This window comes from Micromonospora yangpuensis, assembly GCF_900091615.1.
GTDB classification, from domain to species: Bacteria; Actinomycetota; Actinomycetes; order Mycobacteriales; family Micromonosporaceae; genus Micromonospora; species Micromonospora yangpuensis.
The window spans coordinates 6,058,492-6,074,006 of record NZ_FMIA01000002.1 but is presented as its reverse complement, the minus strand read 5'-3'; the positions used below and the strand labels follow the sequence as shown (position 1 = coordinate 6,074,006).

16 protein-coding genes are annotated in these 15,515 nt (G+C 72.4%); 11 read left to right on the top strand and 5 right to left on the bottom strand.

The window, feature by feature from the left end; translation table 11 throughout:
• Positions 1-106: 106 nt before the first annotated feature.
• The 5 genes from GA0070617_RS27515 to GA0070617_RS27495 all read left to right on the top strand — a co-directional run bounded on the left by GA0070617_RS27515 (position 107) and on the right by GA0070617_RS27495 (position 4,461).
• On the top strand, positions 107-952 hold the full coding sequence (locus tag GA0070617_RS27515) for a hypothetical protein (RefSeq protein WP_091444973.1): 846 nt from the start codon (positions 107-109) through the stop codon (positions 950-952).
• Complete coding sequence (fahA, locus tag GA0070617_RS27510; RefSeq protein ID WP_091444971.1) at positions 949-2,145, top strand: fumarylacetoacetase; 1,197 nt, start codon at positions 949-951, stop codon at positions 2,143-2,145. Before GA0070617_RS27515 ends, fahA begins: the two co-directional genes overlap by 4 nt.
• Positions 2,146-2,295: 150 nt before the next feature.
• The gene (locus tag GA0070617_RS27505) at positions 2,296-2,505 is read left to right on the top strand and encodes a DUF397 domain-containing protein (RefSeq protein WP_091444969.1); all 210 of its coding nucleotides are present in this window, start codon (positions 2,296-2,298) and stop codon (positions 2,503-2,505) included.
• Positions 2,506-2,620: 115 nt separating this feature from the next.
• Positions 2,621-3,103, top strand: a complete 483-nt coding sequence (locus GA0070617_RS27500) for an SRPBCC family protein (RefSeq protein ID WP_091444967.1) — start codon at positions 2,621-2,623, stop codon at positions 3,101-3,103.
• 71 nt (positions 3,104-3,174) lie between these two features.
• Positions 3,175-4,461 carry an outer membrane protein assembly factor BamB family protein gene (locus GA0070617_RS27495; protein ID WP_091444966.1) on the top strand — a complete coding sequence of 429 codons (1,287 nt, stop codon included), beginning with the start codon at positions 3,175-3,177 and terminating at the stop codon, positions 4,459-4,461.
• Positions 4,462-4,560: 99 nt separating this feature from the next.
• Here the strand turns inward: GA0070617_RS27495 and hisC are convergent, their stop codons facing one another.
• The 3 genes from hisC to hppD all read right to left on the bottom strand — a co-directional run bounded on the left by hisC (position 4,561) and on the right by hppD (position 8,228).
• On the bottom strand, positions 4,561-5,664 hold the full coding sequence (gene hisC / locus GA0070617_RS27490) for a histidinol-phosphate transaminase (RefSeq protein ID WP_091444964.1): 1,104 nt from the start codon (positions 5,662-5,664) through the stop codon (positions 4,561-4,563).
• On the bottom strand, positions 5,661-6,818 hold the full coding sequence (locus tag GA0070617_RS27485) for an RDD family protein (RefSeq protein WP_091444962.1): 1,158 nt from the start codon (positions 6,816-6,818) through the stop codon (positions 5,661-5,663). The genes hisC and GA0070617_RS27485 overlap by 4 nt, the downstream gene beginning before the upstream one ends.
• A gap of 204 nt (positions 6,819-7,022) precedes the next feature.
• Complete coding sequence (gene hppD, locus GA0070617_RS27480) at positions 7,023-8,228, bottom strand: 4-hydroxyphenylpyruvate dioxygenase (RefSeq protein ID WP_091444960.1); 1,206 nt, start codon at positions 8,226-8,228, stop codon at positions 7,023-7,025.
• Between the two features lie 136 nt (positions 8,229-8,364).
• Here hppD and GA0070617_RS27475 point away from each other — a divergent pair, with 136 nt between their 5' ends.
• From GA0070617_RS27475 to GA0070617_RS27465, 3 genes are all read left to right on the top strand, one after another.
• Positions 8,365-8,871 carry an Lrp/AsnC family transcriptional regulator gene (locus GA0070617_RS27475; protein WP_091444958.1) on the top strand — a complete coding sequence of 169 codons (507 nt, stop codon included), beginning with the start codon at positions 8,365-8,367 and terminating at the stop codon, positions 8,869-8,871.
• A 147-nt stretch (positions 8,872-9,018) separates the two neighbouring features.
• Positions 9,019-10,443, top strand: a complete 1,425-nt coding sequence (locus GA0070617_RS27470) for a PQQ-binding-like beta-propeller repeat protein (protein WP_091447583.1) — start codon at positions 9,019-9,021, stop codon at positions 10,441-10,443.
• A 118-nt stretch (positions 10,444-10,561) separates the two neighbouring features.
• Positions 10,562-12,229, top strand: coding sequence for a fumarate hydratase (locus GA0070617_RS27465; RefSeq protein WP_091444956.1), 1,668 nt, complete (start codon positions 10,562-10,564; stop codon positions 12,227-12,229).
• Positions 12,230-12,376: 147 nt separating this feature from the next.
• Here the strand turns inward: GA0070617_RS27465 and GA0070617_RS27460 are convergent, their stop codons facing one another.
• Positions 12,377-12,583 (bottom strand): hypothetical protein, encoded by a 207-nt coding sequence (locus GA0070617_RS27460; protein ID WP_091444954.1) that lies wholly within the window; start codon positions 12,581-12,583, stop codon positions 12,377-12,379.
• A gap of 123 nt (positions 12,584-12,706) precedes the next feature.
• Between GA0070617_RS27460 and GA0070617_RS27455 the strand changes: the two genes are divergently transcribed.
• The 3 genes from GA0070617_RS27455 to GA0070617_RS27450 all read left to right on the top strand — a co-directional run bounded on the left by GA0070617_RS27455 (position 12,707) and on the right by GA0070617_RS27450 (position 14,884).
• Entirely contained in the window at positions 12,707-12,955 is a 249-nt protein-coding gene (locus GA0070617_RS27455; protein WP_091444952.1) for a hypothetical protein, read from the top strand.
• A 43-nt stretch (positions 12,956-12,998) separates the two neighbouring features.
• Positions 12,999-13,253: a helix-turn-helix domain-containing protein gene (locus GA0070617_RS30230; RefSeq protein ID WP_139135789.1), complete on the top strand. Its 255-nt coding sequence runs from the start codon at positions 12,999-13,001 to the stop codon at positions 13,251-13,253.
• Positions 13,254-13,474: 221 nt separating this feature from the next.
• Positions 13,475-14,884 carry a class II fumarate hydratase gene (locus tag GA0070617_RS27450; protein ID WP_175440683.1) on the top strand — a complete coding sequence of 470 codons (1,410 nt, stop codon included), beginning with the start codon at positions 13,475-13,477 and terminating at the stop codon, positions 14,882-14,884.
• 14 nt (positions 14,885-14,898) lie between these two features.
• Here GA0070617_RS27450 and GA0070617_RS27445 read toward each other — a convergent pair whose 3' ends face one another.
• Positions 14,899-15,444: a CGNR zinc finger domain-containing protein gene (locus GA0070617_RS27445; RefSeq protein ID WP_091444947.1), complete on the bottom strand. Its 546-nt coding sequence runs from the start codon at positions 15,442-15,444 to the stop codon at positions 14,899-14,901.
• Positions 15,445-15,515 lie beyond the last annotated feature (71 nt).

Here is a 15,515-nt window from a genome sequence, read left to right as displayed (position 1 = left end):
CGGATCGAGTGCGGCGTATCTCGTCGCACCGCATCAGCTGTGGCGCCGCGTCCGTTAATCGGACGCTGTTGTCCGTTCCTTGTAGGGTCCCGTACATTCTTGTCTCGTGTCAACGCAGGTGCCCCGCCTCCTGACCGGACTCGTCGACGACGCGGCCGTCTTCCCGCCCGGCAGCGCCGCCCTGCCCGACGCGGTTCGCGCGCACCGCGCGCACCGCACCGCCTGGTACGCCGACCTGGTCGGCCCGCTCCTGGTGCCGGCGAGCGCCCTGCCGGCGCTGGCCGGGCTGCTCGACGACACCCCGATCGAGGTCGGGGTGATCGGCGACCTGCCGATCGACCAGCTCGACCGGGCCCTCGCCGAGGCCGACCGGCGGATCGTGGTCCGGCAGGTCGAGGCGGCGGTCGGCAAGCGGGGGGAGGACCCGGCTCCCGGCCTGGCCGCGCTGCTCGCCCGCGCCGACGGCATCGACCGGTACGCCGAGATCCCGCTGACCTTCGGGCTGATGGCGGCGCTGGACACCCTGGCCACCGCCCGGCAGGCCGGGCAGCCGGTCGCGGCGAAGTTCCGCACCGGCGGGCTGGCCGCCGAACTCTTCCCCCGCCCGGCCGAGCTGGCCGCGGTGATCTGCGCCTGCCGGGACCGGGACCTGCCCTTCAAGCTGACCGCCGGGCTGCACCACGCGGTCCGCCACCTCGACCCGGAGACCGGGTTCACCCACCACGGCTTCGGTAACGTGCTGGCGGCGGTACTCGTCGCCGCCGACGGCGAGACCGTGGACACCGTCGCGGCACGGCTCGCCTCGACCGACCCGCTACCGGTGGCCGAACGCGTCCGCGCCGACCTGGCCGGCGACCGGCCGTGGTGGGTCGGGTTCGGTTCGTGCAGCGTCTCGGAACCACTTACCGATCTGATCCGGCTGGGGCTGGTGAACGGGGGATACCAACAATGACCTGGGTGACGGGCGCGAACGGCTCGCCGTACGGGGTGACCAACCTGCCGTACGGGGTGTTCCGGACCGATGGGCGGGAGCCACGGATCGGGGTACGGATCGCCGACCAGGTGTTCGACCTCGCCGCAGCGGAGGCGGCCGACCTGGTGCTCGCCGGTGGGGCGCTCTCCCGGGCCACCCTCAACGAGTTCATGGCGTTGGGGCGCCCGCAGTGGACGGCGGTCCGGCAGCGGGTGACCGAACTGCTCACCGACGAAGCCCACCGGGCGGCGGTGCAGCCGCTGCTGGTGCCGCTGGCCGAGGTGGAAATGCTGCTGCCCTTCGAGGTGGCCGACTACGTCGACTTCTACTCCTCCGAACACCACGCGTCGAACGTCGGGCAGATCTTCCGCCCCGGCCAGCCACCGCTGCTGCCCAACTGGAAGCACCTGCCGATCGGGTACCACGGCCGGGCCGGCACGGTGGTGGTCTCCGGCACCCCGGTGGTCCGGCCGCGGGGCCAGCGGGCCACCGCCGACGGCCCGGTCACCGGCCCCTCGGTACGCCTCGACATCGAGGCCGAGGTCGGCTTCGTGGTGGGGGTGCCCAGCCCGCTGGGCCGACCGGTCGGCGTCGACGACTTCGCCGACCACGTCTTCGGGGTGGTGCTGGTCAACGACTGGTCCGCCCGGGACATCCAGGCCTGGGAGTACCAGCCACTCGGCCCGTTCCTGGGCAAGTCCTTCGCCACCTCGGTCGCGGCCTGGGTGACCCCGCTGGAGGCGCTCGGCGCGGCCTTCGTACCCGCGCCGGAGCAGGACCCGCCGGTCGTCGACTACCTGCGGGACGTGCCCCACCTGGGGCTGGATCTGCGCCTGACGGTCGAGTGGAACGGCGAACGGGTGAGCGAGCCACCGTTCGCCACCATGTACTGGACCCCGGCACAGCAGTTGGCCCACCTGACCGTCAACGGGGCGTCGCTGCGCACCGGCGACCTGTACGCCTCCGGCACCGTCTCCGGCCCCGAACGTACCCAGGTCGGGTCGTTCCTGGAACTGACCTGGGGCGGCACCGAGCCGGTCACGGTCGGCACCCAGAGTCGTACCTTCCTCGCCGACGGTGACACGGTGACCATCGGGGCCACCGCGCCGGGGCCGGACGGCACCACCATCGCCCTCGGTGAGGTGACCGGGACCATCCGCCCGGCCCGCTGACCCGCCCGGTCGCACATCGGGTGCGACCGGGGACCGTGGCTCCTCTCGTTGATCGACCGGACTCATCGCCAGCCACGCGCCGGTACCCGGGCACCCCGCCCGGAACGCCGGGCGTGGCGGTGCCGTTTCGATCGGAGAGGAAGCAACACGATGAACGAGCTCACGGGTGCCATCTGGCGGACCAGCAGCCGCTCCAACGACCAGGGGCTCTGCGTGGAGGTGGCGGACAACCTGGTCGCCACCCTCGGGGTGGTCGGGGTGCGCGACTCCAAGGACCGCAGCGGGCCCAGCCTGGAGATCGGCCCGCTGGACTGGTCGGCCTTCGTCGGCGGCATCCGGGCCGGCGGGTTCCGCCGCTGACCCCGTTCCGCCGCCGGCCGAACGGGGAGAGCCCGCCACGCCGAGCGGCGGAATCCCCACACCCGCCCCCCGCGTCACGCGCACCCACCGTACGGTGGACGACACGGGAGGTGTCATGTCGACGGTCACGGTCACCGGGTTCATCGCGGCACCCCCCGTCGACGTGTGGCGTCTCCTGGTCGACCTGTCCGTCCGCGCCGACTGGCTCACCGCCGTCGGCGCGGTCGAGGTGCTCACCGCCGGACGACTGGGCGCGGGCACCGCGTGGCGGGAGGTCCGCTCCCGTCCCGACGGCGGCACCCTGGCCGAGGAGTTTCTCGTGCTGGAGGCCCGCGCACCCGACCGGTTGGTGCTCAGCTCGCCCGGCACCGGGGTCGACTACCGGACCACCTGGGCCCTGCGGCAGGTGCGTCGCCGTCGTCGGGGCTGCACGGCGGTCACCGTCGAGCACCAGGCCCTCCCCACCGCCGGGTACGGCCGGGTGATCGGACTGCTCTTCGGCGGCCTGGCCGCCCGCGCGGTCGAGGGCACCCTGCGCCGTGACCTCGCCGACCTGGCCGCCGCCGTCGACCGGGCCGGCACCGTCGAAGCGGCCTGACCCGGGGGGTTGTCCGGCCCGCCGGCCCAGCCGGCGACTTCCGCTGGGTAGGGTGCCGGGCGGAGGTGCGCATGGGGTTCGCGAAGGGCCGGCGACGGATGGTGGTCGTGGCCGGGGCGCTGCTGGTGACCGTCGTGGTGGCCGCCACGGCGTACCGGGTGCTCGCGCCCGCCGAGGTCAGCACCCCCGCGCAGGCGGCCTACCCGGACGTCGCCAACTCCGACGTCGGAGTGATCGGCCGGCTGCCCGTCGCCCCGCTGATCGTCGACGGTCGCCTCCGGGTGTACGCCGCCGACCGGCAGGTCTACGCCGACCAGCCGGTGACCGGCAAGAACCGGCGCACCCCGTACTGGTCGTACCGGCGCTGGCCGGCCCGGCTCGACGGGGTCCTGGCCAAAGGCACGACGGTGCTCAGCCGGTGGTCGGACGGGAAGCTGGTGGCGCTGGACGCGCGTACCGGACAGGTGAGCTGGCGGGCCGACGGACCGGAACCGGCGGCCGAGCACGCCGGGCCGGAGCGGGCACCCGGGCAGGACCGGCGGGTCCGGCGCACCGGTGCGGCGACCGTCTGGGACCCGCGCGGGCTGCACGTCACCCGGGGCACCGACGGCCGCCCGGTGCTGGTGGTCACCGGGGACCGGCAGCAGCGCGGGTTCGACCTGGCCGACGGCCGGGAGCTGTGGCGGGCCGACGCGACCGCCGAGTGCCGCACCGACCTGGGCACCACGCTCGCCGGGCAGGTCGCCACGGTGGACGCCTGCGGTGACGAGCCGGCGGTCGAGCTGCGCGACGCGGTGACCGGCGCGGTAGCCACCCGGTGGCGACCGCCCGGCACCACCGACGCCCTGGTGGCGACGCTGACCGGCTGCCAGTCCCCCCGGTCGGAGTGCCGAGGGCTGCGCACCACCTCCGAGGGCGACGGCACGGGCCGGGGCTGGTTGCTCGGCGCCGGCGAGCCGGTCGCGGCCCCCGCCCTGGACCGTCCGGACACCGAACTCGTCGGCGAGCACGTGGTCGGGGTGATCCCCGGCGGGGTCACCGGGCGCTCGCCCCGGACAGGGGAGGAGCTCTGGCGTCGGGCCGATCTCGGGTCGGTCCGGATCCTGGCGGCCCAGCCGGGCCGGGTCCACCTGCTCACCGAGACCAGCGAGCTGGTGACCCTGGACCCGAGCACCGGCGCGCAGCGCTCCCGGTTCGTGCTCACCGTGGGGCGCGACGGCCTCGGTTGGGAACCCGGCTACGCGTACGCGGTGGACGGCTACCTGGCCGTGGAGCGGCTGAAGCCGCCGGTCGCCCCGGAGGCCGAGGACCAGCGCTACTTCCTCACCGGCGAAGCCCTCGTCCTAGCCGCCACCTGACCGCCCCCTGCGCGAAGGAAGGGCCCCTTGTTAACGGGGCGGGGTGAGCGGGGTGCCCCGCTCTACCGAAAGCGTTAACAAGGGGCCCTTCCTTGCACGTCAGGTGAGGGCGGACTCGGCGGCGGCCAGGAAGGCGTCGTTCTCGGCCGGGGTGCCGATGGTGACCCGGACCCCGTCGCCGGCGAACGGGCGGACGATCACGCCACGCTTCTCGCAGGCCCGGCCGAACTCGGCCGCCCGGTCGCCGAGCGGCAGCCAGACGAAGTTCGCCTGGCTGGTCGGCACGTCCGGGACGCGCTTGCGCAGCGCCTCGGTGACCCGCTCCCGCTCGGCCACGATCAGCGCGCAGCGGCGCTGCACCTCGTCGGCCTGGGCGAGTGCGGCGAGCGCGCCGGCCTGGGCGGCCAGGCTGGTGGAGAAGGGGGTGACCACCTTGCGTACCGCCGCCGCCACGGCCGGCGCGGCGACCAGGAAACCGATCCGCAGCCCGGCCAGCCCCCACGCCTTGGACAGCGTGCGCAGCACCACCACGTTCGGCCGGTCCAGGTAGGTTAGCCCGTCCGGCACCGCCGGGTCGGTGACGAACTCCCGGTACGCCTCGTCGATCACGACCAGCACGTCCTCGCCGACGGTGTCGAGGAACCGGTCCAGCTCGGCGCGGCCGACCGCCGTACCGGTCGGGTTGTTCGGGTTGCAGACCAGCACCATCCGGGTCCGGTCGGTCACCGCCGCCGCCATCGCGGCGAGGTCGTGCCCGTGGCCGGCGTCGTTGGGCACCCGCACGCTGGTCGCGCCGCTGGTCGCCGCGATGATCGGGTACGCCTCGAACGAGCGCCACGAGTAGAGCAACTCGTCCCCGGGCAGGCAGGTGGCCCGGACCAGGTGCTCGGCCAGCGCCACCGAACCGCAGCCGGTGGCGATCCGGTCGACGTCGACGTCGTACCGCTCGGCCAGCGCCTCGCGTAGCGCGACCACCCCCATGTCCGGGTAGCGGTGGGTGCCGGCGACGGCCTCGGTCACCGCCTCCACCACGCCGGGCAGTGGCCCGTAGGGGACCTCGTTGCTGGCCAGCTTGATCGCCTCGGGCAGGCCCAGCTCACGGGCCAGGTCGGCCGGGCTGCGACCGGGTACGTAGTTGGGCAGCACGTCGAGGTCGGCACGGGTCAGCCGCAGCGCCGGCTGGTGACGTGAGGTCTCCGTCATGGGGTTTCTCCCGGGGGGGTGGGCGCGGTCGGGGGAGTGGCAGGGGGCACCTGGATCACCACGGTCTGGGCGCGCTTGTCGTGCAGGGCCCGCCGCAGCGGATGGTCGAAGAGGGGGGACACCGCGTCGACGAGCTGGAGGATCAGCCCGAGCCCGCAGCAGTACCAGAGCAGGGTGGGCAGGCCGAGGGTGTTCCACCGGCGCAACGACCGGCCGAAGCCGAGCGGTTGGTCCTGCGCCATCGGCACGGCCCGGATGCGGGCCACCCTCTTGCCGAAGGTCTGCCCGCTGGCCGCCATCGCCGGCACCTCGTAGGCGAACCAGAGCGCGGTGGCGATCAGCAGGATGGCAACCTGGAGGCCACCGGCCTGGTCACCGGGCTGGGGGAGCCCGTCGGTGGAGGAGTCGCCGGCCATCGCCCGGCTCATCACCTCCCGCCAGTACGGGGTGACCTCCTGGATGTAGCGCCAGACGAACCAGCCGTTCACCACGGCGTTCAGTGCGAACAGCACACCGAAGTCGATCACTCGGGCCACCAGTCGGGCGCCGTGCCCGGCCAACGGGAAGCCGTGCGGCCGGGGCTCGGGCGGCCGGCTCAGCCAGGCCTGCTGCGGCCAGCCGGGCGGTGTCCCCGGTCCGGTCCAGGGCGGCTGCCCCGGGCCCGGTGCGGGCCAGCCGGGACCACCCGGCCCGCCCTGCCCCGGCCCGCCCTGCCCCGGCCCGCCCTGCCCCGGCCCGCCCTGCCCCGGCCCGCCCTGCCCCGGGCCGCCCTGCTCCGGACCGCCCTGCCCAGGGCCGGTCGCGTCAGCTCCGGGCCAGCTGGGGCCGGCCGGTGGGGAGCCAGCTCCGGGCCAGGCCGGGCCGCCCTGTGCCGGACCAGCGCCGCCCGGCGCCGGACCGCTTCCGGGCTGGCCGGGGCCGTACTGCGGGGAACCGGACCCGGTACCGGTGCTGCCGGTCGCTGCCGGGGGACCGCTGGCCGGGCCGCCCGAGGTGGACTCCTGGGCGGGGGTGGGCTCCGGCTCGGGCTCGGGTGGGCCCTCCGGCACCTCGGCGTCGACCGGGATGGGTGCGCCGATCCAGCCGCCACCGTCCCAGTACCGTCGGGTGTCCCGGTCGGCGGGGTCGACGTACCAGCCGGGGGCGACGCTCACGGCGCCACCCCGGCGTAGCCGTCGGCCGGCGTCGCGCTGGTCCGGACGGTCCGTTCGCTGTGCTCGCTCACCTGCACACCTTAACGACGACGCCGACGGGCAGGCCGGGCAGCGGTGCGCCGCCGCCGGTGGTGGATCGCCCACCGGCGACGGCGCGGGTGCCGGGACGGGCCCGACACGTCGAACATGCGGGCCCTACCGGGGTCACAGGTTGCCGCGTCGTTCCTGCTCCCGCTCGATCGCCTCGAAGAGGGCCTTGAAGTTGCCCTTGCCGAAACCGAGGGAGCCGTGCCGTTCGATCAGCTCGAAGAAGACCGTGGGGCGGTCCTGCACCGGCTTGGTGAAGATCTGCAGCAGGTAACCGTCCTCGTCCCGGTCGACCAGGATCTTGCGGGCCTTCAGCTCCTCGATCGGTACCCGGACGTTGCCGATCCGGGCCCGCAGCTCCGGGTCGTCGTAGTACGAGTCCGGGGTCTCCAGGAACTCGACACCGGCGGCGCGCATGGCGTCGACGCTGGCCAGGATGTCGTTGGTGGCCACCGCGATGTGCTGGGCGCCGGGGCCCTGGTAGAACTCCAGGTACTCGTCGATCTGCGACTTCTTGCGGGCCACCGCCGGCTCGTTGAGCGGGAACTTGACCTTGCGGGTGCCGTTGGCGACCACCTTGCTCATCAGCGCCGAGTAGTCCGTGGCGATGTCGTCGCCGATGAACTCCGCCATGTTGGAGAAGCCCATCACCCGCTTGTAGAACTCCACCCACTCGTCCATCCGGCCGAGCTCCACGTTGCCGACCACGTGGTCCACGGCCTGGAAGAAGCGCTTGGGCTGCAGCTTGGCGTCGATCATGGGCTGCCGGTCGACGATCGGGCCCCGGGCCACGAAGCCGGGCAGGAACGGCCCGGTGTAGCGGGAGCGGTCGACCAGGGTGTGCCGGGTGTCGCCGTAGGTGGCGATGGCGGCCATCCGGACCGTGCCGTTCTCGTCGGTGACGTCGTGCGGGTCGAGCAGGCCGGTCGCGCCCTGTGCGGTGGCGTGGGCGTACGCGGCGTCGACGTCGGGCACCTCCAGCGCGATGTCGGCCACGCCGTCGCTGTGCCGGGTGACGAACTCGACCTCGGGCGCGGTCGGGCTGACCGCCCCGCGCAGCACGAACCGGGCCGAACCGCTGGTCAGCACGTAGTCGGCGTGGTCCCGGTAGCCCTGCTCGGGCCCCCGGTACGCGACACAGGTCATGCCGAACGCGGTGGAGTAGTAGTGCGCCGCCTGCTTGGCGTTGCCCACCACGAAGGTCAGGTGGTCCAGCCCCCGGACCGGGAACGGGTCGCGGCTGATGTCGTGGTCGACGGCGCCGACGAGTTCGTCGACGTCGACCTCTCCGGTCGACTGGGGTCGGTCGATCGCCTGGGTCATCGCGCACTCCCTCCTCGCCGGTCACCTCGTGGGCGACCGTCCGGTACCTCTGTGGCGAGGATCGCGGTCGGGGCCCGGCTGGGCAACTGTCAGCGTTCCTCCTGGTCAGGTTGCGCAATCGGTACGATGTTCACCCATGACCACTGAGCAGTCTGTACAGCTGGACGAGGTGGACGCCCTCCTGATCGCGCTGCTCGCCGAGGAGCCCCGGATCGGGGTGCTGGAGTGTTCCCGTCGACTCCGGGTGGCCCGGGGCACAGTCCAGGCGAGGTTGGACAAGCTGACCCGGCGCGGCGTGATCGGCGGCTTCGGGCCGGACATCTCCCCGGCCGCGATCGGCTTCGGGGTGACCAGCTTCGTCACCCTGGAGATCAGTCAACGGCACGGCCACGACCCGGTCACCACGCACCTGGCGGCCATCCCGGAGGTGCTGGAGGCGCACACCATCACCGGCTCCAGCGACCTGCTCTGCCGGATCGTCGCCCGCTCCAACACCGACCTGCAACGGGTGATCGACCAGATCGTCTCCTTCGCCGGCATCACCCGGGCGTCGACGATCATCGCCCTGGCCGAGGCGATCCCGTACCGCACCCTCCCCCTGGTCCGCTCCGCCTCCCAGCTGCAAGGAAGGGCCCCTTCCTAACGCTTTTTGTATAGGAAGGGCCCCCTCCTTACACCCGGGGCGGGGGAGAAAGGGTGGCGACACGGGCGTGCGGGTGTCGGGCGTGGCGGTGATCGTGACTACCGTGTCCGTGTGGCGAACCAGAAGGGCCCCGGCGTCAAGGGCGTCCTGCTGCTCGCCCTCGTCGCGGTGGTGGTGTTGGCCGCCACCGGGCTCTGGAACCCGTTCCCCGGCATGTGGGACTGGGTCAAGCGCAGCAAGCCCATCTCCGAGCCGGACGTCATCTGGCAGGAGCGCATCGGCGGTACCCCGCAGAGCGTGACCATCGCCGGGGACGCCGTCGTGGTCGAGCAGCGTACCCGGGTCGAGGCGCGCAGCCTGGCCACCGGCGTACAACTCTGGGAGCGTAAGGCGGACTGGGCCGCGGTGGCCGGCGGCGACCGGGACGCGGTGGTCGCCGTGGGCAAGCTCCTGGTCAAGGGGTACGACCTGCTCGATCCGAACACCGGTGCGGTACGTCGCCGGGTCGATGACGCGGTGGCCGTCTGGACGTACCAGAACCTGCTGCTCGACGCGCGTTGTGCCGGGGCCACCGACTGCACCCTGTCGGCCTGGGAGCCGCGCGGCGAGCAGCCACTGTGGACGGCGTTCCTGCCCGGGGTCAGCACCTCCTGGCTGGCCGACAACCCGGATGTGCTGGACACCCGCCGGCTCACCGCCACCCGGGTCGACGACGGGGTGGCCGGCGCGGAGCCGGTACCGCCGCTGCTCGGCTTCCCGGTCGACGGCCGGGTGCACGTGGTGGACACCGCTACCGGCCGGGTCCTGCAGGACGTCCAACCCGGCCGGGACGAACGACTCTCCGTGGTCGGTGGCCGGCTGGTCCGGATCACCGCGCGCTCCGCCGAGGGCGTCTGCCTGTTCACCGTCACCGCGGGGGATCCGGCGACCGGCCAGCAGGTGTGGCATCGGACCGGGATCAACCTGCGTACCGCCGACAGCGCCGGCTGCGCCCAACGGGAGGATCCGCAGGGCGCCCGGAACGTGCTGATCGGCATGGGCTCCGACGGCCGGGAGGCGGTGCTCGACGGGTACAGCGGTCGGTTGTTGCAGGTCAACGCCGTCGACGAGAAGCTGCTCGCGGTCGACGACCGGTACACGGTGACCCGCAGCGCCGACCAGCGCTCGATCGTCGGCCGGGAGTTGGACGTCGACCGGGAACGCTGGACCCGACCCGCCAACGACCGGACCAGGGCCATGCTCACCCCGTACGGTGCGGTGGTCTCGGACGAGAAACCCTCCCGGCTGGCGGTGGTGGAGCCGCGCACCGGGCGGGAGTTGGTGAGCCTGCGGACCGCGGCGAACGCGCTGGCGGTGGGGCCCGGCGGCATGATCATCGGTGAGGGCCGGGAGATCGGGTACGTCCGGTTCGGCGCGTCGAACGCTCCGCCGGGCGGCGGCGCGCCGGGCGCGGGTGACGGCGCACCCGGCGCACCCGGTGGCCCCGACGCGCCCGGCGGCCAGGGTGACCAGCGCGACTGCGGCCCGAAGCAGGAGGCGTGTCCGGAGGCCGAACGGGACAAGGACGGCTGATCCCGCGGGGCCCGAAGGCCGCAGAACGATCCCACCGATCGGTACGGATCAGCGTGGCGTCCCAGGACCCACCCGGCGGGTGGGACTGATCGATCCGACTGGCCTAGGCTTTCGCCTCATGAGCAGTGCCGCCGACTTCTCCTACGCTCCCCTGTTGCCGACCGGCCCGGACCAGACCGAGTACCGCCTGGTCACCGACGAGGGCGTGGACGTCGTACACGGCCCCGGGGGGCGTCGTTTCCTCACCGTGGAGCCGGCGGCGCTGACCGCGCTGACCGCCGAGGCGATGCACGACATCGCCCACTACCTGCGCCCGGCGCACCTGGCCCAGCTCCGGGCGATCATCGACGACCCGATGGCCTCGCCGAACGACCGGTTCGTCGCCCTCGACCTGCTCCGCAACGCCAACATCGCCGCCGGTGGCGTGCTGCCGATGTGCCAGGACACCGGCACCGCGATCGTGATGGGCAAGCGCGGGCGGCACGTGCTCACCGACGGCAGCGACGCCGAGGCGATCTCCCGGGGCGTCTACCAGGCGTACACGAAACTGAACCTGCGGTACTCGCAGCTGGCCCCGCTGACCATGTGGGACGAGCGCAACACCGGCAGCAACCTGCCGGCCCAGGTGGAGCTCTACGCCGAGGACCCGGACGGGCACCCCGACGGGTACAAGTTCCTCTTCATGGCCAAGGGCGGCGGCTCGGCCAACAAGTCGTACCTCTACCAGGAGACCAAGGCGCTGCTGAACCCCACCCGGATGATGCAGTTCCTGGAGGAGAAACTGCGGCTGATCGGCACCGCGGCCTGCCCGCCGTACCACCTGGCCGTGGTCATCGGCGGCACCTCCGCCGAGTACGCCCTGAAGACCGCCAAGTACGCCTCGGCGAAGTACCTGGACACGCTGCCCACCGAGGGCTCGATGAGCGCGCACGGCTTCCGCGACCTGGAGCTGGAGGCGCAGGTGCTGGAGCTGACCCGCAACTTCGGCATCGGCGCGCAGTTCGGCGGCCGGTACTTCTGCCACGACGTACGGGTGGTCCGGTTGCCCCGGCACGGTGCGTCCTGCCCGGTGGCCATCGCGGTCTCCTGCTCCGCCGACCGGCAGGCGGTTGCCAAGATCACCCCGTCGGGGGTGTGGTTGGAGCGACTCGAAACCGACCCGGCGCGCTTCCTGCCCGAGGTCACCGACGAGACGCTGGACGCCTCCGACGTGGTCCGGGTCGACCTCAACCGGCCGATGGACGAGATCCGCGCCGAGCTGTCGAAGTACCCGGTGAAGACCCGGCTGTCGCTGACCGGCCCGCTGGTCGTCGCCCGGGACATCGCCCACGCCAAGATCGCCGAGCGGCTCGACGCCGGTGAGCCGATGCCGCAGTACCTGCGCGACCACGCCGTCTACTACGCCGGCCCGGCCAAGACCCCCGAGGGGTACGCCTCCGGTTCGTTCGGCCCGACCACCGCCGGCCGGATGGACGCGTACGTGGAGAAGTTCCAGGCCGCCGGCGGCTCCCAGGTGATGCTGGCCAAGGGGAACCGCTCCGGCCAGGTGACCCGCTCCTGCCAGCAGCACGGCGGCTTCTACCTCGGCTCGATCGGTGGCCCGGCCGCCCGACTGGCCCAGGACTGCATCAAGCACGTCGAGGTGCTGGAGTACGCCGAGCTGGGCATGGAGGCGGTCTGGAAGATCGAGGTGGAGGACTTCCCGGCCTTCATCGTGGTCGACGACAAGGGCAACGACTTCTTCGCCGAAGTCACCAAACCCGTCCTCACCATCGCCACCCGCTGACCCTGATCACCCCCGCACCTGCGTGGGGCTCGCTAGATCGCGGAAGTAGTGGCCTCCAGGCTGATCGAGGCCACTATTTCCAGGAACGTGCGCGCCGAGGAGCGTCGTGGTGTGAGTCTGCGGGGTGCGCGGGCAGGTTCAGTGCTGTTACGGGTGCATCCGAAGGATGTATAGGGCAGTCTTGCTCTCCCCGTGGTCGTTGTCGTCCGGCTGAAGGCTCGTGACGGGGACGACGATGCGCTGTCCGCTGCTGCCGCTGCCGGCGTCCACCCACACCTGAACCGTGCCGTTCTGCGGCAACTCCCGTGGACCTACTGCCAGTATCTCGCCGGTTTCCATGATGCTCTCCTCCATGCTCGCGGGGCTGAGCCAATGCCAACTATTGCACAGCAAGGTTGGCCAAATGGCAGCATGGTAACTAGGCCTATGTGGGGGACATTTGAGTTGGCCTAGGGCTTAGGCGGGGACGATGGCCAAGTGGCTGACCTGGAATCGGCGGTGCGGAAGCTGCGTGCGGCGCAGGCTGGGGTGCCAGGTGCGGAGCAGCGAGCCGCCCGCCTCATCGCGGAGGCTCGCGCCCGGGTGGAGGCCGCTCGGGCCGAGTTGGCCGAGGCGATCCGGGCCGCCGACCGGGACGGGGCACGCCAGGTGGACATCGTGGCCGCGACCGGGTACAGCCGGGAGCGGATCCGGCAGATAATCCGGAGCGCAGAGGACAACGCCTGAAGGAGCCCGGAGGCCCTGAACATCGAAGCGGCACGCCAACCGGATGTCTGAGCTTGAGGCAGCCTCGGAGGCATACCGGGCGGCGCGCCAGCGGGTGCAGGATGGGCTCGCTGAGGTTGCGTCGGCCCGGGCGGACGTGCCGAAGGTGCGGGAACGGCTCGCCGCCGAGATCGTGTCGGCGTACCGGGATGGGCGGCGGGTCGGCGAGATCGCCCGGGTCACCGGCTACGGCCGTGAACAGGTGCGACGCATACTGCGGGCCGGCGGGGTGGAGTCCGGCGAGGCCGGTGGTGGCTGATCCATGATCAGGCAAGGTCGGGAAGTTTGAGCCCGGACAGCGCGAGACCCGGCCCACCCACCGTCCGGAAGGCTGCCGGGTCCACTTCCATCAGCTATAGCTATCTAGCAGATTAGCTCGTCGCGGCGTTCTCCTCAACGGAACCGCCCCGAAGCGTCGCCGACCGGTGTGACCTGATCGGTCGGTGCGATCATCTGCGTGCCGCCGGTGGGCGCGGCAGGATGGTATGCGTGACGACTCCAGAGGCAACGGCATACCGGATCGAACGCGACTCGATGGGTGAGGTGGAGGTGCCCGCCGACGCGCTGTGGCGGGCGCAGACGCAGCGCGCGGTGCAGAACTTCCCGATCTCCGGGCGGGGCATCGAGCCGGCCCAGATCCGGGCGCTGGCCCAGATCAAGGGGGCGGCGGCCGAGGTCAACGGCGAGCTGGGGGTGATCGACGCGGAGGTGGCCGCCGCGATCGCCACCGCCGCCGCGCACGTGGCCGCCGGTGGGTACGACGACCAGTTCCCGATCGACGTCTTCCAGACCGGGTCCGGCACCTCGTCCAACATGAACACCAACGAGGTGATCGCCAGCCTGGCCGGCCGGGAGCTGGGCCGGGACGTGCATCCCAACGACGACGTCAACGCCTCCCAGTCGAGCAACGACGTCTTCCCCTCCTCGATCCACCTGGCCGCCACCGAGGCGGTGGCCCGGGACCTGCTGCCGGCGCTGGAGCACCTGGCCGGGGCGCTGGAGGCGAAGGCGGCCGAGTTCGAGACCGTGGTGAAGGCCGGGCGTACCCACCTGATGGACGCCACCCCGGTCACCCTCGGTCAGGAGTTCGGCGGCTACGCCGCGCAGGTCAGGTACGGCATCGAGCGGCTGGAGTCGGCCCTGCCCCGGCTGGCCGAGCTGCCGTTGGGCGGCACCGCCGTCGGCACCGGCATCAACACCCCGCTCGGGTTCGCCGCCGCCGTGATCGCCAAGCTGCGCGCCTCCACCGACCTGCCGGTGACCGAGGCGCGTAACCACTTCGAGGCGCAGGGCGCCCGGGACGCGTTGGTGGAGACCTCCGGGCAGTTGCGTACCGTCGCGGTCGGCCTCTATAAGGTGGCCAACGACATCCGGTGGATGGGCTCCGGGCCCCGGGCGGGCCTGCGTGAGCTGCGCATCCCCGACCTGCAGCCCGGCTCGTCGATCATGCCGGGCAAGGTGAACCCGGTGGTCGCCGAGGCGATGCGCCAGGTCTGCGCCCAGGTCGTCGGCAACGACGCCACGGTCGCGTTCGCCGGTTCGCAGGGCGACTTCGAGCTGAACGTGATGCTGCCGGTGATGGGGCGCAACCTGTTGGAGTCGATCCGGCTGCTGGCCGCGTCCAGCCGGCTCTTCGCCGACCGCCTGGTGGTCGGCCTGGTCGCGGACGAAGCGGTCTGTCTGGGGTACGCCGAGGGGTCGCCGTCCATCGTCACCCCGCTCAACCGTCACCTCGGGTACGACGAGGCGGCGTCGATCGCCAAGGAGGCGCTGGCCAAGGAGCTGTCGATCCGCGAGGTGGTGCTCGCCCGGGGACACGTCGACAACGGCAAGCTCACCGAGGAGCAGCTCGACGAGGCGCTCGACGTGCTCCGGATGACCCACCCCTGAGTCGGGCGGGTTGGTCAGGGGCGATCGGCGGCGGCCTTGCGGGCGCGGTAGGCGTTGACCGCCGCGCGGTTGCCGCAGCCGGCGTCGCAGAACCGTCGGGACCGGTTCTTCGACAGGTCGACCAGCACGTTGTCACAGTCCGGGTAGGCGCAGCGGCGCAGCCGGCTCAGCTCGCCGCTGCGAACCAGGTCGGCCAGGGCCATCGCGGCCTCCACCGCCATCCGCCGGGCCAGCGGCGCGTCCCGGGGCACGGCATGCAGATGGTACGGCTCGTCGTCGTGCCGGATGAGCTGTGGCAACGCCTTCGCCTCGTGGAGCAGCCCGTTGACGATCCCGACGATCTCGTCCTCGTCGGCGGACCAGATCCGGCGGAGCCGGGGCCGCAGCTCGCGTACCGACCGGAGTTCCGCCTCGGTCCGGTCGTGCCGGCCGCTGTAGCGGTGCTCGGCGAGGAAGCGACCCAGCGCGGAGATGTCGGGCAGGCCCTCGCCCTCGTCGATGGTGTTGACCAGGGCGGCGGCGCTGATCAGGGCAGCCTCGGTGTCATGAGCGAAAAGCACGTTGACTCCTGTCGTGAGGGCCGTCTACCGTCATCATCGAAATCCTAGTTCACTCATGACACTGCCGAGTC

Bases quoted from the DNA above. Each gene is read 5' to 3' on its own strand.
- fahA (WP_091444971.1), top strand. From the start codon at position 949: ATGACCTGGGTGACGGGCGCGAACGGCTCGCCGTACGGGGTGACCAAC.
- GA0070617_RS27505 (WP_091444969.1), top strand. From the start codon at position 2,296: ATGAACGAGCTCACGGGTGCCATCTGGCGGACCAGCAGCCGCTCCAAC.
- GA0070617_RS27500 (WP_091444967.1), top strand. From the start codon at position 2,621: ATGTCGACGGTCACGGTCACCGGGTTCATCGCGGCACCCCCCGTCGAC.
- GA0070617_RS27495 (WP_091444966.1), top strand. From the start codon at position 3,175: ATGGGGTTCGCGAAGGGCCGGCGACGGATGGTGGTCGTGGCCGGGGCG.
- hisC (WP_091444964.1), bottom strand. From the start codon at position 5,664: ATGACGGAGACCTCACGTCACCAGCCGGCGCTGCGGCTGACCCGTGCC.
- hppD (WP_091444960.1), bottom strand. From the start codon at position 8,228: ATGACCCAGGCGATCGACCGACCCCAGTCGACCGGAGAGGTCGACGTC.
- GA0070617_RS27475 (WP_091444958.1), top strand. From the start codon at position 8,365: ATGACCACTGAGCAGTCTGTACAGCTGGACGAGGTGGACGCCCTCCTG.
- GA0070617_RS27465 (WP_091444956.1), top strand. From the start codon at position 10,562: ATGAGCAGTGCCGCCGACTTCTCCTACGCTCCCCTGTTGCCGACCGGC.
- GA0070617_RS27460 (WP_091444954.1), bottom strand. From the start codon at position 12,583: ATGGAGGAGAGCATCATGGAAACCGGCGAGATACTGGCAGTAGGTCCA.
- GA0070617_RS30230 (WP_139135789.1), top strand. From the start codon at position 12,999: ATGTCTGAGCTTGAGGCAGCCTCGGAGGCATACCGGGCGGCGCGCCAG.
- GA0070617_RS27450 (WP_175440683.1), top strand. From the start codon at position 13,475: ATGGTATGCGTGACGACTCCAGAGGCAACGGCATACCGGATCGAACGC.